Here is a 19714-nt window from a genome sequence, read left to right as displayed (position 1 = left end):
TACTCCCGAAGTTTCTCCCAGAGCCAGTGCTTCAACAAATCTCGGTAGGGTAATCTCACCTTCATCTAAAATCAGAAAGTCTACTCCTGCTTCTTGAGCTTCCTCTGCTATAGACGTGACATAAGGACCACCAACGGCTACCAATTTGCCCTGCCGTTTCCCTTCCCCAATCAGGTGGAGCAGATCGGGTTTCTGGACGATCATACCGGAAACGATCACCACATCTGCCCATTCCCAGTCAGCGTCAGTTTCTAAACTAACATTACGGTCTACTAAGCGGAATTCCCAGGTTTGAGGAAGAATAGCTGCTACGGTAATCAGACCCATCGGGGGTTGAGCAACTTTGCAGCCGATCAGTTCTATGGCTTTATCAAAAGACCAATAGGATTTGGTGAACAGAGGAGACAGGAGTAAAACTCTCACGTTTGATGTTCAAATCAAGAATAGTTCAATACTACAGCAGTTCTCAATTTAGGGAATCGGGAATCGGGAATCGGGAGTCGGGAATCGGGAAGCTAGCAACAGTAGGGGTAGGGTTGGCAAATTGTGAGAATTTGATTATTTGACTAGCTCTGATGCAATACTTAGCTTCTCTATGACAAGCCAATTAATCACGCCTCATGCACTGCCCACCCTACAGGAACGATTTGCTATTCCTGAAGACTTTGCCCGACTGATTGATCTCACGTTCAATTATGTTCCCAATCTAGTGCGGCGGTTAACTGCAACTAAATTTAGTTGCATGTTTGGGTAATGCCTTTTATAATTAATTACTAGATGGGGTGTCAAGATGACTCGACAAGAAAAGCTGATAAAACGTTTTCTAAGTAAGCCGAAGGGTTTTACTTGGGATGAATTGACCAAGCTTTTGTCCGGACTTGGCTTTGAGGAGGTCAAAGCTGGAAAAACAGGCGGTTCAAGGCGACGATTCATTAACTCTGATGGCGTGGCGATCGCTCTGCACAAGCCTCATCCTCACAACACACTCAAGATGTATCAGATTGAGCAAACGATCGATATTCTTAGGCACGAAGGATTGTTATGAATAACTTTATGAAATACAAGGAATACCTTGGCTCGGTCAATTATAATGATGAGGATGAGATTTTCTACGGGAAAGTAGAGTATATTCGTAGCCTGATCAGTTATGAAGGTCAGGATGTTAAATCTCTTCGGGCCAGTTTTCACGAAGCAGTGGATGACTACCTAGAGCTTTGTCAACTCAAAGGGATAGAACCGGAAAAGCCTTTCAAGGGAAGCTTTAACATCAGACCTGGAAGCGAGCTTCATCGACGTGCTGCATACGCAGCTATTGAACGAGGGATAAACTTGAACCAGCTAGTGACAGAGGCACTTGAGCAGTCTCTCAGATAACCGCTCTCCAATGCTTCAACCGAAAGGCGGCGGAGTGGGAGCGATCGCACTCATGCACTGCCAACCCTACAAGAACTAAACAGTAGGGGTAGGGTTGGCAAATTGTGAGAATTTGATCATGTCAACAGCTCTGATGCCGATTTGCCCACCAAACCAGATCAAGCGATCGCACTGCTTCCATTTGTGCTATGTTTTAATTCAAGTGATGGGTTGTTATTGTGCCGTTTGCATCTACGCTAAATTCGCTCTCAAATGATATGGGTTTAGTGTCTCCAGAAATGCAGTTGTTGGACTGACCAATAATAGTAAACATCGGCGCAGTAAATTTATGGGTAATTAATTAGTTATTTTCTCAACAACCTGTTGTTTTTTGCTATAATTTAATTTCTGAAACAGAATATCAGAAATGATTCAGCAACGGTTACATTGTGAATCATTTCTAATTACCATTCGGTTCCAATTCGTCTAAAACTATTCGCTAAAACTAGACTATTTGGTAAAACTAGTTAGTGTTAAGCCAAATTTTCTTCCTCCTCCTCGTAGCTATTGTCCTCTACCCCCATCAGTTCAGAGATTTCTACGTCATCACCTAGGGGATTTTCTTCCTCTACAATCTCCCGTGGGATCAGGCGATTATTAGACTCTAACCAATCTAAAAGGGAAGTTTCTTGCTTAAGAGGAATGACCTCAGCGAGTTGTTCACGATGTAGTTCACGTAGAGCAGGATTGTACATAGGCTTCTTCAGCTAATATGGACGAGGTGAAAACCTTTAACTTTGAGTCTAGCAGTCAGCTAGAGGAAATTTTATGATTGGCAAGGCGGAACTCTTAGAAGCGATCGCAGGAAAGAATCGTGGTCTATTAGCAAGCAAAACCGATAAAACAGCAATACTCGCAGCAGTTACCCAACTGGAAGGGAGAAACCCCACCCCTCGACCCCTTGAGGCACCAGACTTGCTAGATGGTAACTGGCGTCTGCTATATACCACGAGTCAAGAACTTTTGAATATTGACGGATTTCCCTTACTACAACTGGGTCAAATCTACCAATGTGTTCGTACCTCAGATACTAAAATTTACAACATAGCTGAATTATCTGGTATTCCCTATCTCGAAGGTGTTGTCAGTGTTTGTGCTAGTTTCGAGCCAGTATCTCAATGCCGCGTTAATGTTAGGTTCGAGAGGTCTATCATTGGTCTACAACGCTTGCTGAGCTATAGCTCTGCCAATGATTTCATTGATCAAATCGAAGCTGGCAAAAAGTTTCCAGCTATTGACGTTCCCATCAATAGCGACAACCAACAGGGTTGGTTAGAGATCACCTATCTTGACAATGACCTGCGCATTGGACGGGGGAATCAGGGGAGTTTGTTTGTGTTAACCAAGAAATAAGTAGGGAGTAGGGAGTAGAGAGTAGGGAGTAGGGAGTAGGGGTTGGGAAAATTGACTTTACCTCATAACTATGATCAAGGCTATATCTGTTCCTAACCCTCAACAAACAACTTTCAACAAACAACTGTTAACAAACAACTGTCAACAGTTATCATGTATTAGTAACCAGCCTCTTCTTCGTATTCTGGAGCTTTCTTTTTCTCAGGAATGTTGACTCGCGGTGCTTTGTAAGGCTCTGGGGAGCGGTCATCATCCCAGGCATCACCCTCGACTTCGTACTTGTCATAGTCCTGGGTGTTGGTTTTACCATAGTTTGGCTCAGGTGAGCTATAGACTGGCTGCTCGTAGCGCACTGGCTGAGGGGACTCTTCCCGTTCATCGCTCCAGTTATCTTCTTCTAATCTGGCTTCGACATACTTCTTCGGAACTGGTGCTTCTCGTCTGATCGGCTCTAGTTCTGGCTCTTGCCAATCGTCATCCCAGGCATCTTGAGCTCGGTTGGCATTCTCTACTGTCTGAGAGATCGGAGTACGTATTGGAATCCCGGTTCCCAGTTGATTTTCTGGTCTAGCCGTTGGAGTATAGTAGGGGTCTTCTATGTCCTTTTCCCAAGGGGGTCTGCCAACGCCCATACGTTCTAATACCCCGACGGTTAACTGGACCAGATGCTCTTGAGCTTCCTCAAATACAATTAATCGGTCTGGACCACTGCTGACAATTTCATCAATGGGTAGCTCATAAGTACTAATAACCTGGTCGGGTATTTGGGGCAACCCTATCGATGCAATGATTAGGGCAGAAACGGTGCCATCTTCTACATTGAACTTGAAGCCTCTAACCCGACCTAAGAGTTCACCGGTTTCGGTGATCACTTCGCTGTTAATCAGGGTACTATAGGCATCGACATCAATATCTTCGATAACGTCTTGATCATCTACCAGGATGACATCACCAAATTGTCGAATGCTGCTCAGGAGCATGTACTTTGGCATACCGGCTACTGCCAGGAGGTTGTCTCGCAGACCCAGTGCCACAACCTGGCGTCTGTCTATATCTACCAAGAGCTCCTTGACGACTCCGAGGCGTTTGCCATTGTCACGGGTAATTACCTGAGTATTTAAGATATCGGAGCGTGGACGAATTTGTTCCGTTGTCATTATATCTCGCTTTTCCTGAGCTATACTCCTGATGGATTAAAAATAAATAATACCTGAGCATTAATTACGTGAGCATTCAGCTAAAGGCCTTGGCCGTTGGCCACGCGTGCGCGTTTGGCCACGCTACGCGAACAGCTATCAGCTTTCAGCTAAGGTAATCCCACCCTGATAGTTAATCAACAGACTACATAGGTTATATATAACCTATGTTCATCGGTTTTTTTTCCTACATAACCCCCTTCGGACGAGGGGTTCGTGGGTCGGTTCCCTCCAAAATCAATCATCAATAGCTTATAGCTGATCAGCCTTGGGCTTAATGCTTACAATAATACTGGATTTGATGAATGGGATTTTATCTAGTTAACCGTACTTTTGGGTGATAGTTTTAAACCCAATACTTGAGTGTATGCTCCCCTGGCTTGGGTAACACCAATGGTGCGTTGAGCCGACTCAATCATAGGACGGCGTAAGCTCACTACAATAAATTGCGCAAGTTTAGCCTGTTGTTTGATCATTTTAGCTAATCGCTGGACATTTGCCCCGTCTAAAAACATATCGACTTCATCAAAAGCATAAAATGGCGAGGGACGGTAGCGTTGTAGGGCAAAGATAAAGCTAAGGGCTGTGAGGGATTTTTCTCCTCCTGACATAGATGCTAGCCGCCGCACCGGTTTACCTTTGGGGTGTGCCACCAGGTTTAGTCCACCGCTAAAGGGGTCCTGTGGATCATCGAGTTGTAAATAACCATCCCCATCGGACAGTTCAGCAAAGATGGCTTGGAAATTTTCATTGACGGCATCAAAGGCTTCTTTGAAAGCACGGTATCTCAAGGTGGTAAAGTTTTCTATCCTTAGCAACAGTTCAGTACGTTCACCAGCTATGGTTTCGAGTTTCTCAGACAGTTCTTGGAGGCGAGCTTGAGTTCGGTCATATTCTTCTAAGGCCAGCATATTCACGGGTTCCATAGCCTGTAGACGTTTCTGTCCGTTGCGCAGTTCCTTTTGTAGTTGTTCTAGTTGAGCAGCTAGGGAGTCAAGGGCAATTCCCTCTGAGCTTTTTTTATCACTAGAGGGGGAATTTTTATTGACAATTGGAGGTATTTCTGGTAATGGGTCTGGTAATTCAGCAGCTTGGTCTTGGAGTTGAGTTTGGAGACTAGCAAGTTTTTCGGCTCTAGCAGACTGGGTTTCTTGAAGTTTTTGCTGTTGCCAAGAGGTTTCTTGGTGTTGTTGGCGCAATTTTTGTAGGTGTTGCTCGGTGCGATCGCGTTTTTGTTTCTCTTGCCCCAATTTCTCCTCTAACTGGCGTAAGGCAACTGTCGTTTCGGTAATTTGCTTGGTGAGTGTTTCTAACTGAGTGTTAATTGCTGATTGCTGCTGTTGCCAAGATTCGATTTGGGTTTGATAGTCTGCTATTTTCCGGTGGCCTTCGGTCAGTTGATCCCTCAGGCGCTGTTGCTGATTCTCCTTCTGTTGTAGTTGTTTCTCGGTATTTCTCAAGGCTTGTTCACACTCGCGCAACTGAGCTTCTTGGGTTTTAATGGTGTTCTGAATCTGTTGCCACTCGTTATGAGTTTGAGACTCCTCCAGTTGAGCCAGTTGTTGCCGTAAGTCAGCAAGTTGGGATTCTTGTTGGGGTAACTCTATGGCTATGGTCTCTAGCCGTTGAGTAGCAGCGGAGAGTTCTTGGTTGTTTTTAGCCAGAAGCGTACGCATTTGGGCTTGATTGGTCTGAGATTGCTCAATCTCCCTTTGTAACTGTTCCAAACGTAATTTGGTTTCCGAGTGTTTTGCCCTAGTTTCTGTCAATTCCTGGGTAATTTGTTTGACCGAGGCAGATTCGGTAGTAATCAATCCCTCGCAATGGTGTAAAACCTGTTCAATTTCCCCTAACCGGGTTCGCAAGCTACGGATTTCAGAGGACTCCATAGTGTCATTGGTCCCAAAGTGCAATCCCGAACGGTGACTGGTGCTACCACCAGTCATGGCACCGCTTATTTCCAAGATTTCCCCATCTAGGGTAACGATGCGGTGTTTACCCAAGTAGGTACGGGCATCATTGAGAGTTTCAAAGACTACTGTAGAGCCAAATACATAGGCAAAGACTTTTTGGTAACGGGGGTCGCAATCAATTAGCCTAATGGCGTAGTCAACAAAGCCCTTAGCATACCGTAGCACAACGGTTTCGGTAAATTGCCTAGGTTGGATTTTGGTCAGAGGTAAGAAGGTGGCTCTGCCAGCGCGTTTTTGTTTGAGGAGTTCGATCCCAGCCGCTGCTACACTATCATCTTCTACCACTAAATTCCCGAGGCGTGCGCCAGCGGCAATTTCTAGGGCTAGCTGATAGCGGGGTTCAACTCTACCCAATTGGGCGACTAATCCACAAACTCCTACTAGACTACTTTCTAGGATAACTTTAGTAGCATAAGTCCCTTGGGCTTCTTGTTGAGCTTGGGCTTGGGCTTCTAGTTTATCGAGTTGCCGTTGTTTTTGCCGTTGTTCCCCCAGTAGGCGAGTTTGGGTTTGTTGTTGGAGTTGTAGTTGTTGTTCGGTATTCCCTAAGGATTGGGCAAGGGACTGGACTTGCTGGGAATAAGTGGTTAATTGGGTCTGTAATGCCACAGCTTGGGTTTGCTTGGTGGCGATTTCTGGTTCTAAGGTTTGTAGTTGCTGGGTTTGGTCTTCGATTTGCCGATTTAGCTGATTCTGACGCTCTTGGAGTTGAGCTTGCTCGGTCCTTTGGGGGTTGATGGTTTTGAGTAGGGTGTCGATCTGCTTGGTCAGGGTGGTTTGTTGTTGTACCCAGGCATCACTAGCGGCTGCGATCGCATTGGCTTGTTCTCGGCTTTGGTTGAGAGCAGCTTGAGCCTCATCCCGTGCCACTTGTAAGGAGGTTTTAGACAAGGTCTCTAGATCATTTTTTTCTGCGATCAACTGTTGCAGGGTTTGCTCGACTTGTTGAATTGTCTCTTGTGTACGTTGGAGATTAACAGCAGCATTTTGTAGATTCTCAGTTAGTTCCTGCTGTCGGTTTTGTAATTGACGTTGTTCGGCTTGTTGAGTGGCAAGGGTGGATGCGATCGCGATTTGTTCTTCTTCTCCTAAGGCTTTGACCCGAGCATTGAGTTGGTCAAGTTCAGTGGTAGTTTGGTTAATTTGTTCCTCAATGCTAGTAATTTGAGCAATAAGCTTGGCTTTTTTTGTATTAGCAGCATCAATTTGCTGTTGGACTTGGGATACTTGCTTCTGGAGCAATCGCCATTTTAGAACAATTTCCCACTGTTGCTTTTGTTGGAGTTCAGCACGGAGTTTTTGATATTTCTCAGCTTTAGCACGGTCAGCAGCTAAGCGATCGCGTTGAGCCGTCAGTTCTTGTTCAATAATTCTGCAGCGTTCTTCTCGCTCTTTTACAGTGGCGAGGGTTTGTTTAGTTTGGGTAATTTTACGGTCAAAGGCAGCAACTCCAGCTAATTCGTCAATAATCTCCCGCCTTTCTCGGGATTTCATTGAAATAATGCTAGTGACGTCTCCTTGTTGGACAACATTGTAGCCTTCTGGGTAAACCCGCAAGCGATTGAGTTGTTCATGAAGTGCAGTAACAGTAGAGGGTTCACCATTGATGTAGTACTGAGAACTGTAATTACCTTGTTTAGTTACTCGCAGGCGTCGGGTCACACTCCATTCTAGATCAGTTGCAGGTTGGTCACGGGTTGAAGGTTGGTCAGGGGTTGAAGGTTGAAGGTTAGTTGGTTGTTCGCGTAGCGTGGCCTTTTGGCCAAGGTTAGTTGGTTGTTCGCGTAGCGTGGCCTTTTGGCCAAGGTTATTGGGTTGTTCGCGTAGCGTGGCCTTTTGGTCAAGGTTATTTTCTGAACCTTGGCCTTGTGGCCACGCTTCGCGAACAACCTCCAACTTGCTAACCTGTAACGGTTCCTCCAACTTGCTAACCTGTAACGGTTCCTCCAACTCTGTAACCTGTAACGGTTCGTCTAACTCTGTAACCTGTAACTCTTCATAGTCATTGAAGTCAGATAAGTCAAAGGTAACTGTGACACTGGCTTCGACAGTGCCTCGATGTTCTTTATTGTGGTTAACTAAATCAGGAAGGCGTTCAGCTCGCATTCCTTTGGAACTGGCGATACCAAGACAAAATAGAAGAGCATCAAGGATGTTGGATTTGCCTGACCCGTTTGGCCCAGAAATTACGGTAAATCCTTCCAGGAGCGGGATTTTTGTGGTGCCGCCGAAGGATTTGAACCGCGAGAGTTCCACTCGCTTGATGTGTACCATAGGCATTTCATCGGTTGAGGTTAACCGGGTCGTCACACAGAGTGTGCGTAGTGAACACATTGCTGATCAGCGTAGCATGGGCAATAGCCAGATGGCGCAACGAATGGGAAAAAAAACGTAAATGGGGTAAAAGGTGGAACGGATGGGGGATGGAGGGAGGACAGTGTGGGGCTGCAATTAAAATGCTATATAATATATCAAAAAAACTAATCACCAATAACTAATGACTAGTGGCTAATCACCAATGAGTTAATAACTAATAGCTTAACTATTAGTTGAGTATGTCATGGCCATTAAACAAGCTATATAATCACTCCTTGAACCAATTGGTAATACTTGCGTCGTGATTGCAATCTATCCAGGCAGCTTCGATCCCATTACCCTAGGACACCTTGACATCATCCAGCGTGGCTGTAGACTCTTTGATAAGGTGATTGTCACCGTGCTGCGCAATCCCACTAAATCTCCCTTGTTCACAGTGCTTGAGCGAGTCGAGCAGATTAAACTTTGCACCCAAGACTTACCTAATGTAGAAGTGGACAGTTTTACAGGTTTAACTGTGGAATATGCCAAACTGAAGAAAGCTCAAGTACTGTTGCGAGGGTTAAGGGTGCTTTCTGACTTTGAGAAGGAACTCCAGATGGCTCATACCAATCATACCCTCTGGGATGAAATCGAAACAGTTTTTCTCGCCACCTCTAACGAATATAGTTTCTTGAGTAGTAGCGTAGTCAAAGAGATTGCCAAATTTGGCGGCTCCGTCGATCATCTTGTCCCCCAACAGGTTGCCTTAGATATATACCGATGTTACGCCAAGAATCATCCCGGTACGACCCACCCGAGCAAAACAAACCCCCAAACCCGACTGAATCCTTTAATCCTGGATCAGGAGACATAGATATTCAGGGGCAATTTAACTATATCGAGGACATAATCTTCGATAGCCCCCACATCCCCTTTACCCGGCGCACCCTGATTGATGAAGAACTGTTGCTAGCTCAACTCGACTTGGTGCGGGAAAATTTGCCCTTAGCTTTTCAACAAGCTACTAGAATAATTGAAGAACACGATGCAATTATCCAGCAAGCTGAACAGTACGCTCAAGAAATCATTGAGACAGCTCAGCGGCGTGCTGAAATGATATTAGATGAACTCGGTATTATTCAGCAAGCGGAACACGAAGCCCAACAAATCAGCCAACAAGTTCAAAAAGAGTGTGAGGCGATGCACAAGCAAACGGCATCGGAGCTTGAGCAGATGCGCCGCAAAGCCCAGCAGGAACTGGAGCAAATGCGCCAAATGACCCTAGCGGAGTGTGAGGAAATTCAAAATGGGGCAGATGCCTACGCTGACGGAGTGCTCTACAATATTGAGCAGCACCTCAGTGACATGCTTAGAGTAATTCGCAACGGACGTCAGCAACTCAATGGTTCTGTCAAACCCCAAAACTCTGGCAAAAAAGACAATGGTAAGAAAGATAATGGTAAGAAAGACAATGGTAAGGGGGGTTCACGCTCACTTAAAATCCCATCTAAGTCAAAAAAAGGATGAACGAAGAATTAAGGATTAAGGATTAAATAATAAATATTTCATTTATCAGTTGTTAACCTTATTGGTTGTTAAAGGTTTTTAAAGAGCTGGCGGCAACATAAACCATCCACGGAGGAGCGGGTGATGGTGATCGTGTCATGTCCGGTTTTAAAGCCAAGTCTGGGGAGTTATAGGGCTACGCCGAAGGCAAGAGGCAAGAGGCAAGAGGCAAAAGTGTACTAAAACAGCTTAGGTGCGCTTTTATCAATGTCAAACACCCAAAAAATGTGATGCTCTCAAAGAGCCGCTAAGCGATTGGCGGTAGGCAACGCTAAAAGCGATTTACCGTAGGTCACGCTACGGGAAGGCATTTTTGATGGAAAATCACTTTAAGAGCTAATTTATAATAACCCTCGATGTTTAACCCTTACCGCCATACACAAGAGTTAGAGCGACCTTTTTCCTTTGAGCGCCTGTATCGTCATCCTGGTTCCCTTAGTTCCTACGATCAAGGTGGTACTCGCAAACGAATTGGGATTATCGGTGGAGGAATTGCAGGGCTTGTTAGTGCTTACGAACTGAGTCAACTCAACCATCAAGTTACTGTATTAGAAGCTGATTCTCGCCTCGGAGGAAGAATTAAGACTCATTATTTTAGTGATGGGACTTATGGGGAATTAGGCGCAATGCGAATTCCTACTAGTCATGGCTGCACATTACACTATATAGATAAGTTTAATTTACCAAAAAGACCTTTTATTAATTACAATCCCGCCGCTTTTTATTATCTACGAGGTAATAAAACTCGTTTAGATAATTACCAAGAGTTGTTTGGTGTTTACAATTTAACCCCTGATGAGCAACAAGACCCAGGGGAACTTTACGACCAGTTATTGGAAGAATTAATCGATTCTTTGACTGAAAAGGAGAAATGGGAGTTATTTGCACCCACTTTCACCAGTGATCAAGTTAGGAAATGGGATACCCTAACGGTTACCGACTATTTTCGCAGTCATCTTTCTCCCGATGCTTTTGAGTTACTGGGTCATGCTACTGGAGCAATTCATTACGACAAAGTATCTCTATTAAATGGTTTAATTGATTTCTTTGCTTGGCATCGAGTGGAACAATATGAGCTAATCGGAGGACTGGACACGTTAATTAAGGCTTTGCTTAAAAGCATATCAGGCACAATCCAGACTGAAGCCAGAGTAACAACTATAGAAATGACCGATAGAGGGGTTCGGCTGGTCTGGAATAAGCTGGATAAGCAACAAATCGCAGAATTTGACTATATTATCTGTACTATTCCTGCTACTGCTCTGGCTCAGATTAATTTTGAGCCTAGTTTACCTAGCCAACAACGGGAAGCGATTAACAATTTGGGGTATTGTAGTGCCAGTAAAACTCTATTACACTGTACTGCTCGTCCTTGGGAATTTGCCGATCATGTCTATGGGGGTGGTAGCTTTACAGATTTAAATATAGAAAAGTGTAGGTATCCTTGTGATAATGCTCAATTAGACTCAACCAACCTTTCTCAACCTCATATTGTTGCTAAATATCAGGATATTTCTTATCAGCCATCAGTATTAACGGCTGCTTATCGCTGGGAAGATAATTCTAGGAAATTTAGGATTTTAGAGGAAACAGCTAAAACCAATTTAACCTTAGACGAAGTTTCCCAACTGCATCCTGAAATTAAAGAGTATACTGATGATATTATTCATAGTATTTGGGATGAAGATAATCAGTCTGGTTCTGGTTCTTATGCCTATTTTGCTCCAGGGGATCGGGAGAACTATCAACCATTACTCGGTCAAGCTTATCCAGTAGATAATCCCCGTGTTTTCTTTGCGGGGGAACACTTGGCAATTAATCATGCTTCAGTTCAAGGAGCGGTGCAAACAGCAGTTTCAGCAGTTATTGATATTCTCGAAAGTTCTATTTTTGAGATTTAATCGATTCTATTTCTTTTCCTGGCTTCTCAAGCACTACCTAAACTAGATAAAGGCAAAAACAACAATAATGGATGCTCTTTCGTTCCTTCAAAACCGTATCGCTCATAATAAGCCAGACGTTCAATTTTTATTAATCACTTTTTGGGCTTCTTTAACCTGAGCCTGAACCATAAATTGATTTAAGGTTGCCCCCGTTAAATCCGCAGCCTTTTGTAAAGTATCTTTGACCGATGCAGGAAGCCTAGCTATCAGGCGAGTATCATTAGGAGTAGTACTTGCCATCTGAATTGATTCCTCAATTTCTTTCACTATAGCAATTCTCTATCCCATCAGGTACAAAGGGATCCCCCTAAATCCCCCTTAAAAAGGGGGACTTTGAGGTTGATCAGCGTACCTGGTAAATGCCATAAACACTATAGTTTTTGTTACCATAAATTTCAGCTTCAAGAAGAACGATCTATGACTCAAGCCAAAGCCGAACAGAAATTATACAGCTTTGATGAATTTATCAGCTGGTATCCCGAAAATTCAGAAGTCCGGTACGAACTATATGATGGAGTAATTATCGAAATTCCCAAGCCAAAGGGGAAACATTCAAATCTAACCGGTTCCCTGATCGAGCAATTATTGATAGTTATCAGGCAGATAGGCAAAGGCGGCATTTGGACTATTCCTAGAGAGTCAATTGTTAAACCAAAACGGGAAAACTCAGGTTATGAACCGGACATTATTGTTTTGAACCAAGACGTTATGGGGGCGGAATCTCGGTGGGAAAGCGAATCAATTATTCAAAATACTGATTCCGTAAAATTAATCGTCGAAGTTGTTTCAACTAATTGGCGTGACGATTACTACAATAAATTTCAGGTGCGACCCGTGGCGAATTTAATTCTTAATGCGGAAAGCGCACCTAAGAGATTATGAAGAGATGGAGATCGAAGAATATTGGATTATCGATTATGCCGCATTGGGGGCGAGAAAATTTATTGGCAACCCCAAGCAACCCACATTTTTTGTTTGTAGTTTGGTTGACGGCGAATATCAGATGACGCCCTTTACGGGAAATACTCCCATTGTTTCCCCGACTTTTCCCCAGTTCAAGTTATCCGCACAGCAGATTTTTAACCTAGCTTTATAGGAAAACATTAGGCAGCAGCATTCATCTCAAGCTTTCGCACAACAAACGATTCAAGAATCTCAAATACACCTATTGGTATATGAGCCATATCAGGAGGTAATTTTGCAGTGGATAAGTTAATTCAATATCGTCGTCTGATTCAGGAAACCTTGGAAAAGCATAGTCTGGTTAAGCTAGCCAATGAAGATATTAAAGTCTATAAATTCTTCGATCCTGAGCAAGATCACTACCAAGTATTTCATGCAGGATGGCAAAATTATCGTCGTGTTTTCGGACCTTTGATCCACATTGATATTATTGATGGAAAAATCTGGATTCAACATGATGGCACCGAGTTTGGGGTGGCGAATGAGTTACTTGAATTAGGGATACCGAAACAAGATATTGTCCTAGGGTATCATGCCCCATTTATGCGTCAATTTGATGGATTTGCTGTTGGTTAGATTTGTTCTATAGTGGTTTGCGACTTTAAGTAGATATTTATGGTTTTTTAGGGAACAGGGAACAGGGAACAGATTTGAGTCCGACGCAATAAACAGTCCTGGGATCAGAGGTAATTACTGCTCCCTAAAAAACAATAATTTGTAGCTCAGTTAATAAAAAAAATTAGGTCGATAAATTACACATAATTCAGTCTAAAACTTGTCAATAAAACTAATTCTAAATAAATGTAAAATATTTTTATTATCCCTTGCATTTTTTCTAGAATTTATCTATACTATAGAAGGTAAAGACTGATACTAATAACCGCGCTGGTCATGCCCGTTAACCATCTCCAGCGCGGTTTTCCTCCCACCTCAATAGGAGTTACTTCCATGATGCCAAAAAAATCACGATATTCAACCAATGACTCATTATGGTTCAAACGATTCAAGCTCAAGATTTTAGCCTAGAAGAACTGCAAGAACACTTTAGACTACAACTAACAACCGATAGTCAGTTTTTTCCAGATTGGCAAGACAACTTACCATCTTTAACGGATCAGGAAAAACGTTCTCTGGAAAGAGTCCGCAATAACTACTTTAACTTGGTTAATCGCCGCCCTCTCTTAGAAGAGGCTGTAAAAATGGTGGTTCTATCACCATTACTCGATCTCGCTGGATTCTTTCAACCCCCCTTTTCGATCAGAACTGAAACTTCTGTGGAAATTGCTGCTGAAGACAATGGAGTAATTGTAAGAGGCAGGATAGATGTTTTAGTAGTGCGACAGAGACTTTGGATACTGGTGATCGAATCCAAAAGTACTAAGTTTGATGTGATGGCAGCACTGCCTCAAGCTCTAGCTTATATGCTGGATGGCTCCAACAGTGACAAGCCAAGGTTTGGTTTTCTAGTCAATGGGAGAGAGTTTGTGTTTGTTAAACTCCAACCAGCAGATGTTCCCATCTATGGTCGTTCCTACGCTTTATCTATTGACAGGGAAAATGAACTGGAGCAAGTTTTAACTGCTCTCAAAGCTATTGGTCAATTGGTATTAGATTAACGTTTGATGTTTATCCACAATCCGAAATTATAAAACATTCACGATGGCTGTTACTCTCCTACTCCAACAACTTACCGTTCCCCCAGGGCAAAGACTGTTGATTCATAACCTAAAGTGGGCTGAATTTGAGTCTGTTCTCGAAGAACTAGGGGAACATCGCTCTGCCCGTATTGCCTATAGCCACGGAACCTTAGAAATCAGAATGCCTAGCCCAGAACACGAAGTCGATAAAGAACTGCTCGGTGATTTGGTTAAAATTTTGCTTGATGAGTTAGAAATCGACTGCGAGTGCTTTGGTTCCACTACCTTCAAGGGAGAAAATATGGACAGTGGCATTGAACCGGATCAATGCTTCTACATCCAAAACCACGCTAGAATGCGAGGCAAGCGGCGTGTCGATCTCACTATTGATCCACCGCCAGATCTAGCCATTGAAGTGGATGTTACCTCCAAGACTCAACTGGATGTCTATGCCAACTTAGGTGTGCCTGAACTCTGGCGCTATGAAAAAAATCAACTCAGGATTGACCTATTGCAAGGAGGTGAGTACCGGCAAGTTACCACCAGTCCCACCTTCCCCAGATTACCAATTCCAGACCTGGTAGCAGAGGTTTTAGCTCAAAGCCGTGAAACCGGGAGAAGTCCTGCATTACGAGCTTTTCGTCAAAGACTAAAGCAATTGCTCCATTAAATTGATAGTTTAGTTTTGGGGGATAACCCGATGGCAATTATAGCGCTACGCGCAAGGCAAGAGGCAAAAGGCAAAAGGCATAGGTGCGCTTTCCGCATTAAGAATTAAATTCGCCACGGGTCGCACCTAAAAGTTGACTACAACAGCTTTTGCTGCTTGTATCAATATCCTAACCTTAATGCGTAATCAGCTAATGCTTTATAACATTATCCTATGCCAGCTAAAGATATCTTTCATGATACTGTTAAAAACGCCCTCATCAAAGAAGGTTGGATAATTACTGATGATCCTCTCTATCTTGATTATGGGGGAGTTGATATGTATGTTGATTTAGGGGCAGAAAAATTAATTGCAGCCCAAAAAGATCAACAAAAAATTGCTGTAGAAATTAAAACTTTTAATCGTCCTTCTCTAATTGCTGAATTTCATAGTGCTTTAGGACAGTTTCTTAATTATCGCCTGGTATTAGAAAATATTGAACCAGAAAGAACAATGTATTTAGCCATTAGCGAAGATGTTTACGAAGCATTTTTTACTCTAGTTTTTACTCAAAAAGCAGTAGATAAATATCAAATAAAATTAATTATTTATGATACAAAAAAGGAGGTAATTAAAGAATGGAAAAACTAAAACACTATAGAGAATTAGTAAAAAAACTCATCAATGAATATGGGCAATATAAGCCTAGATATGGAGATATTGAAGTCCAAAAAATCTTTGATGTTCAAGGAGATCACTATCAACTGATGAACGTGGGGTGGCATGGAAATAGGCGTTTAAGAGGCTGTGTTCTCCAAATTGACCTTAAAAACGACAAAATTTGGATACAGCACGATGGCACAGAAATTGGCGTGGCGAATGAATTAGTAGAATGGGGTGTTCCCCCTGAAGATATTGTCTTAGCTTACCATGCTCCTTATAAACGCCAATATACTGGATTTGCTGTTGATTGATTAAATATAGCAATTCTATTTTCCATGAGGTAAAAAGGGATCCCCCGTTGGTCCCCCTTAATAAGGGGGACTTTGAGGTTTAGAAGTGTACCTCATAAATGCAATAATCGCTATAAATAGGATATTTTAACAATGCCTAGTTTAACAGTACAAGACTTAGAAAAACTGCAAGCTGAACATCCTGATTATCAGATGGAACTAGTGGATGGAGAAATTCTTGTTATGAGTCCTTCAGGGTTAGAATCGGATGAAGTAGCTGCTGCTATTGTTACCCAGTTATCAAACTGGGTACGACCTCGTAGACTAGGCAGGGTAACTGCTTCTAGTGGTGGTTTTCGTTTACCTAACGAAGATGGAGATGTTCGCGCTCCCGATGCTTCTTTTATCCTAGCTGAACGGTTACCTCGCACTACAGAAGGTTACGCGGAGTTAGTTCCTGACTTGATGTTTGAAGTTAAATCTAGAACTGATAGTTTGGCTAAATTACGTCAGAAGATCCAGCAATTTCTGGAATTGGGAACTAAAATTGGGGTGTTAGTGGATCCAAGAACTCGCACCATGGAAGTTTATCGCCTTAATCGAGATAAAGTTGTGCTGGGGGATGGGGATGTGCTGCAAGTGCCAGAATTACTTCCTGGTTGGGAATTACCTGTGGTGGAAGTTTGGGCACCTGAGTTTGATTGAGAAGACTGTTTATTCTTCTCAAGTATTAGATTAAGTTTTAATGTTTTAAAGGGATTGAATATGATTATAACCAATGTAAAAATTAGTCAAACTTCTCAAGATATTTTGATAAAAGCGGCGGCAAAAAAACAAATATCTGTAGAAGATATGGCTTCAGAAATATTAAATGAAGCTATTCAAAACAAGCTTTCCGAAATTGTCACTATTGGTGAAGTCAAAAAGGAATATTATTCTAATCCATTGGCAAACAAGCAGCCCTACGCATACTATGCTGATCCTGAAGAGCCAGCTATCCCTCTAGAAGACTGGGATATAGAGAATAGTTATGAAGAGGTTTTATGATTGTTCTGGACACTCATATTTTTGTTTGGTGGAATCAGAACGATCCTAAGCTGAGCAGTTACCACCGTGAGGTCATTGAGAAGGAGAGACCAAATGGATTAGGAGTTTGTACGATAAGTCTTATTGAGATAGCAAGACTTGTTAGTGGAGGAAGGATAATTCTTCCGGTATCTATCCAAGAATGGTTTGAAATTGCCCTAGCACAAGAAGGAGTTATTCTGATGCCTATCACTCCTGCGATCGCAGTTGATGCTCAATCACTACCAGGTGATTTTCACAAAGACCCAGCAGATAGAATAATTGTCGCAACGGCGAGATCATCTAATTGTTCTATAGTGACAGTAGATCAGAAAATACTCAATTATTCTGATGTGAATGCTATTCCACCTACCTAAGCATTCAGTGGTCAGCCGTTGGCCGTCAGCTGACGTAAGCATTCACCTGACTTGATGTTTGAGGTTAAATCTAGAACTGATAGTTTGGCTAAATTACGTCAGAAGATCCAGCAATTTCTGGAATTGGGAACTAAAATTGGGGTGTTAGTGGATCCGAGAACTCGCACCATGGAAGTTTATCGCCTTAATCGAGATAAGGTTGTGCTGGGAGATGGGGATGTGCTGCAAATACCGGAATTGCTTCCGGGTTGGGAATTGCCTGTGGTGAAAGTTTGGGCACCTGAGTTTGATTAGAAAGGGCGATTAAGTAAAAAAGTCAGACAATGTCAGTGTTTGGTTCAGGAGGCAATTCAGACGGTACTTGCTGCAACTATACAAGTTTAATCGATATTTTAGTTCTTACGAGTACCCGTCACACCTTCTTCATGTTCGTAGCCGTATATCCAATACACACGACTAGCTACGTTGCCAACACTCTTAAATGTGTGAGGTTCACCAGCAGGAATAATTATTTCTTCCCCAATGGTGGAGCGAAAAGTTTTACCTTGTAAAGACAATTCTAATTCCCCTTCCAAGGGTATAATTACCTCGTCTGTTTCATGACCATCACTTGACCAAGACTCTCCAGGCGGAGTAATTGAAATTTCGCACTTGAACCCCTTTTTTTGCCAAGTGTTCTTGATCTCTTTGATTCTAGATTCATTCATAATTTTATTTAAATCCTTTTTAACATTGAATTCCAATTTTTTGAACCGTTATAACCAAACAAATCTTGATATTGAGTATCAATTAAGTACTCATATTGATGCTGCATTAGCCAGTTTTTGAGTAAATCAAGCTTACATTTCATCCGTTCAATAAATTCTTTATCTTCCCAATCTGACCAAGCCTCCCATAAAGCTTTATTTGTGTCTTCAATAATTAAATAATCTCCATTTTGTAAACCATTATTATGAAAATAATCCAGCATCCCGACTAAATTAACATGAGCATCTTCTATGATTAACCAAGGATGAGGAAGTGTAGAAAGCAGTGTGGTCGATAAAACCAGATCGATCTGGTTACAATCGCCTTCCAAAAATTTTATCTTGGGTTGGGCTTTGGCTTTTTGATAAAGTAAGGATAAATCGATATCAACAGAGTAGACAAGACCTTCAATATCAAATAACTTCAACTGATCTGCTAACCATACTGCACTTCCTCCAGTATCTGCACCAAGTTCAATAATTGTCTTTGGTTGGAGTTCGTAAATCAGCATTGGATAAAGGGCAATTTCTATAGGACTTTTGTCCATTGGTATCCCTTTCCAGGTTTGTAAATGATAGTTTTCAGTCAAAGTTAGCCAAGTTGACTGGGGAATATCACCTCTATCTTCTCGCTCAGAGATTTTGACAAACCGCTTATTCTCTAGGGTTTCTTGATCAGATAAGTTAGATTTGACCATACTTTGACTGCTCATTAATATCGCTCCTTTTTAAAAGCCAGAAGATACATCAACTTGGCTTCATCATAGATAGGAAAATCCTCTTCACTAACTAGTGTCCACGGTAATTGCTCTAAGGCTGTTTGCATTTCACGGCGATAATCTTCTCGTATCGTGAACAAGAAGATTCCTTCTTCCTTTAAAAAGGAGAATAGATTGTTTAATACCTCAACCCCAGCATGAGCATAAGCAAAAACCCCTGCAGCAATAATAGCCTCAAAAGTTACTGAATTGCTAAAAATTTGGGAATCTTCTAAATTACACTGATGGAGAGCCTTGTAGACTTGTCTCTCTTTAGCGATCGCTAACATTTTTTCTGACAAATCAACAGCAGTCACATTAGTATATCCCTGTTGGGCTAAGGCTTCACCCACTAACCCTGTCCCAGCACCAGCATCTAGGATTGTGGCATCTTTCTTAGGAAGAAGTTTGCTTAATGTCCGTGCTATGTTGGCAGGCATAAAAGACCAATCTTCTCCTACATCTGCATCATAGGTATTCGCCCAACTATCGTACTTAGTTTTTAATTCCTCAGTACTTTCGCTATCGCAAATCCCAGATAACCAAGGTCTTGTTTCTAAAAAATCTTTGGCTTGTTCTTCGATCATCGTTAATCACTCCCCCACTACTTCAACAACAGTATCAGGAGATAAACGTTGCAGATGCCACTGAGTAACTTCTTCTCCTGGTATCAAAATTGGACTCCCTGGGGGAACTTTCTTGATACAGCAACCGCTTATTTTACCTAATGCTTGCCCAATGGGTAATTTTTCTTTCCGGCTAAAGAAAGCATCTTTAGGTAAAGTCCTCATTTGAGGGCGACGGCAAAAGTAACTGTCAGATAA

Annotated in this window: 26 protein-coding genes and 1 pseudogene; 17 read left to right on the top strand and 10 right to left on the bottom strand. The window is 42.4% G+C overall.

Annotated features, from left to right (window positions below; translation table 11 throughout):
* On the bottom strand, window positions 1-423 hold a 423-nt coding region (locus tag F6K52_RS14720), incomplete at its 3' end, for a cobalamin-dependent protein (protein ID WP_293078774.1).
* Between the two features lie 43 nt (window positions 424-466).
* Window positions 467-607 carry a hypothetical protein gene (locus F6K52_RS14715; RefSeq protein ID WP_293078772.1) on the bottom strand — a complete coding sequence of 47 codons (141 nt, stop codon included), beginning with the start codon at window positions 605-607 and terminating at the stop codon, window positions 467-469.
* 183 nt (window positions 608-790) lie between these two features.
* On the opposite strand from F6K52_RS14715, the gene F6K52_RS14710 reads away from it, so the two are divergent.
* Together F6K52_RS14710 and F6K52_RS14705 are read left to right on the top strand one after the other, a co-directional pair.
* A complete protein-coding gene (locus F6K52_RS14710; protein ID WP_293025542.1) occupies window positions 791-1045 on the top strand; it encodes a type II toxin-antitoxin system HicA family toxin in 255 nt (84 codons plus the stop codon).
* On the top strand, window positions 1042-1374 hold the full coding sequence (locus F6K52_RS14705) for a type II toxin-antitoxin system HicB family antitoxin (RefSeq protein ID WP_293078769.1): 333 nt from the start codon (window positions 1042-1044) through the stop codon (window positions 1372-1374). Before F6K52_RS14710 ends, F6K52_RS14705 begins: the two co-directional genes overlap by 4 nt.
* 512 nt (window positions 1375-1886) lie before the next feature.
* On the opposite strand, the gene F6K52_RS14700 is transcribed toward F6K52_RS14705, so the two are convergent.
* A complete protein-coding gene (locus F6K52_RS14700; protein WP_293078767.1) occupies window positions 1887-2108 on the bottom strand; it encodes a DUF3134 domain-containing protein in 222 nt (73 codons plus the stop codon).
* Between the two features lie 73 nt (window positions 2109-2181).
* On the opposite strand from F6K52_RS14700, the gene F6K52_RS14695 reads away from it, so the two are divergent.
* Window positions 2182-2766 (top strand): PAP/fibrillin family protein, encoded by a 585-nt coding sequence (locus F6K52_RS14695; protein WP_293078765.1) that lies wholly within the window; start codon window positions 2182-2184, stop codon window positions 2764-2766.
* A gap of 158 nt (window positions 2767-2924) precedes the next feature.
* Here F6K52_RS14695 and F6K52_RS14690 read toward each other — a convergent pair whose 3' ends face one another.
* Complete coding sequence (locus F6K52_RS14690; RefSeq protein WP_293078763.1) at window positions 2925-3923, bottom strand: PRC-barrel domain-containing protein; 999 nt, start codon at window positions 3921-3923, stop codon at window positions 2925-2927.
* A 356-nt stretch (window positions 3924-4279) separates the two neighbouring features.
* Window positions 4280-8209, bottom strand: a complete 3930-nt coding sequence (gene smc / locus F6K52_RS14685; protein WP_293078761.1) for a chromosome segregation protein SMC — start codon at window positions 8207-8209, stop codon at window positions 4280-4282.
* Between the two features lie 343 nt (window positions 8210-8552).
* Between smc and coaD the strand changes: the two genes are divergently transcribed.
* The 3 genes from coaD (at window position 8553) to F6K52_RS14670 (ending at window position 11700) form a co-directional block, all read left to right on the top strand.
* Window positions 8553-9107, top strand: a complete 555-nt coding sequence (gene coaD, locus F6K52_RS14680; protein ID WP_293078759.1) for a pantetheine-phosphate adenylyltransferase — start codon at window positions 8553-8555, stop codon at window positions 9105-9107.
* Window positions 9014-9760: an ATP synthase F0 subunit B gene (locus F6K52_RS14675; RefSeq protein WP_293078757.1), complete on the top strand. Its 747-nt coding sequence runs from the start codon at window positions 9014-9016 to the stop codon at window positions 9758-9760. The genes coaD and F6K52_RS14675 overlap by 94 nt, the downstream gene beginning before the upstream one ends.
* A 395-nt stretch (window positions 9761-10155) precedes the next feature.
* Window positions 10156-11700 (top strand): NAD(P)/FAD-dependent oxidoreductase, encoded by a 1545-nt coding sequence (locus F6K52_RS14670; protein WP_293078755.1) that lies wholly within the window; start codon window positions 10156-10158, stop codon window positions 11698-11700.
* Between the two features lie 120 nt (window positions 11701-11820).
* Here the strand turns inward: F6K52_RS14670 and F6K52_RS14665 are convergent, their stop codons facing one another.
* Complete coding sequence (locus tag F6K52_RS14665; protein ID WP_293078753.1) at window positions 11821-12009, bottom strand: YlcI/YnfO family protein; 189 nt, start codon at window positions 12007-12009, stop codon at window positions 11821-11823.
* A gap of 150 nt (window positions 12010-12159) precedes the next feature.
* Between F6K52_RS14665 and F6K52_RS14660 the strand changes: the two genes are divergently transcribed.
* The 11 genes from F6K52_RS14660 (at window position 12160) to F6K52_RS14615 (ending at window position 17680) form a co-directional block, all read left to right on the top strand.
* Window positions 12160-12624 (top strand): Uma2 family endonuclease, encoded by a 465-nt coding sequence (locus F6K52_RS14660; protein WP_364417746.1) that lies wholly within the window; start codon window positions 12160-12162, stop codon window positions 12622-12624.
* Window positions 12625-12628: 4 nt separating this feature from the next.
* Window positions 12629-12838, top strand: coding sequence for a Uma2 family endonuclease (locus F6K52_RS37000; protein WP_364417743.1), 210 nt, complete (start codon window positions 12629-12631; stop codon window positions 12836-12838).
* 107 nt (window positions 12839-12945) lie between these two features.
* Window positions 12946-13281: a XisI protein gene (locus F6K52_RS14655; protein WP_075903894.1), complete on the top strand. Its 336-nt coding sequence runs from the start codon at window positions 12946-12948 to the stop codon at window positions 13279-13281.
* 413 nt (window positions 13282-13694) lie between these two features.
* The gene (locus tag F6K52_RS14650) at window positions 13695-14321 is read left to right on the top strand and encodes a type I restriction endonuclease (RefSeq protein ID WP_293078751.1); all 627 of its coding nucleotides are present in this window, start codon (window positions 13695-13697) and stop codon (window positions 14319-14321) included.
* Between the two features lie 43 nt (window positions 14322-14364).
* Window positions 14365-15012: a Uma2 family endonuclease gene (locus tag F6K52_RS14645; protein WP_293078749.1), complete on the top strand. Its 648-nt coding sequence runs from the start codon at window positions 14365-14367 to the stop codon at window positions 15010-15012.
* A 213-nt stretch (window positions 15013-15225) separates the two neighbouring features.
* Window positions 15226-15642: a XisH family protein gene (locus tag F6K52_RS14640; protein WP_293078747.1), complete on the top strand. Its 417-nt coding sequence runs from the start codon at window positions 15226-15228 to the stop codon at window positions 15640-15642.
* Entirely contained in the window at window positions 15630-15965 is a 336-nt protein-coding gene (locus F6K52_RS14635) for a XisI protein (protein WP_293078745.1), read from the top strand. The genes F6K52_RS14640 and F6K52_RS14635 overlap by 13 nt, the downstream gene beginning before the upstream one ends.
* A gap of 132 nt (window positions 15966-16097) precedes the next feature.
* On the top strand, window positions 16098-16649 hold the full coding sequence (locus tag F6K52_RS14630) for a Uma2 family endonuclease (protein ID WP_293078743.1): 552 nt from the start codon (window positions 16098-16100) through the stop codon (window positions 16647-16649).
* Window positions 16650-16709: 60 nt separating this feature from the next.
* Window positions 16710-16991: a hypothetical protein gene (locus F6K52_RS14625; protein WP_293078741.1), complete on the top strand. Its 282-nt coding sequence runs from the start codon at window positions 16710-16712 to the stop codon at window positions 16989-16991.
* A complete protein-coding gene (locus F6K52_RS14620; RefSeq protein ID WP_293078739.1) occupies window positions 16988-17386 on the top strand; it encodes a type II toxin-antitoxin system VapC family toxin in 399 nt (132 codons plus the stop codon). Before F6K52_RS14625 ends, F6K52_RS14620 begins: the two co-directional genes overlap by 4 nt.
* 54 nt (window positions 17387-17440) lie before the next feature.
* Window positions 17441-17680, top strand: a complete 240-nt coding sequence (locus tag F6K52_RS14615; protein ID WP_364417734.1) for a Uma2 family endonuclease — start codon at window positions 17441-17443, stop codon at window positions 17678-17680.
* A gap of 98 nt (window positions 17681-17778) precedes the next feature.
* On the opposite strand, the gene F6K52_RS14610 is transcribed toward F6K52_RS14615, so the two are convergent.
* From F6K52_RS14610 to F6K52_RS14595, 4 genes and pseudogenes are all read right to left on the bottom strand, one after another.
* Complete coding sequence (locus tag F6K52_RS14610) at window positions 17779-18093, bottom strand: cupin domain-containing protein (RefSeq protein WP_293078735.1); 315 nt, start codon at window positions 18091-18093, stop codon at window positions 17779-17781.
* Window positions 18094-18101: 8 nt separating this feature from the next.
* On the bottom strand, window positions 18102-18845 hold the full coding sequence (locus F6K52_RS14605; protein ID WP_293078732.1) for a CmcI family methyltransferase: 744 nt from the start codon (window positions 18843-18845) through the stop codon (window positions 18102-18104).
* A complete protein-coding gene (locus F6K52_RS14600; RefSeq protein ID WP_293078729.1) occupies window positions 18845-19477 on the bottom strand; it encodes a class I SAM-dependent methyltransferase in 633 nt (210 codons plus the stop codon). The genes F6K52_RS14605 and F6K52_RS14600 overlap by 1 nt, the downstream gene beginning before the upstream one ends.
* A 6-nt stretch (window positions 19478-19483) precedes the next feature.
* A pseudogene (locus F6K52_RS14595) lies at window positions 19484-19714 on the bottom strand (decarboxylase); the annotation flags it as partial.

The sequence above is a fragment of the Moorena sp. SIO3H5 genome (assembly GCF_010692395.1).
Taxonomy (GTDB): domain Bacteria; phylum Cyanobacteriota; class Cyanobacteriia; order Cyanobacteriales; family Coleofasciculaceae; genus Moorena.
Note: the sequence above shows the minus strand (reverse complement) of the source record. Positions and strands in the feature narration are given on the sequence as shown.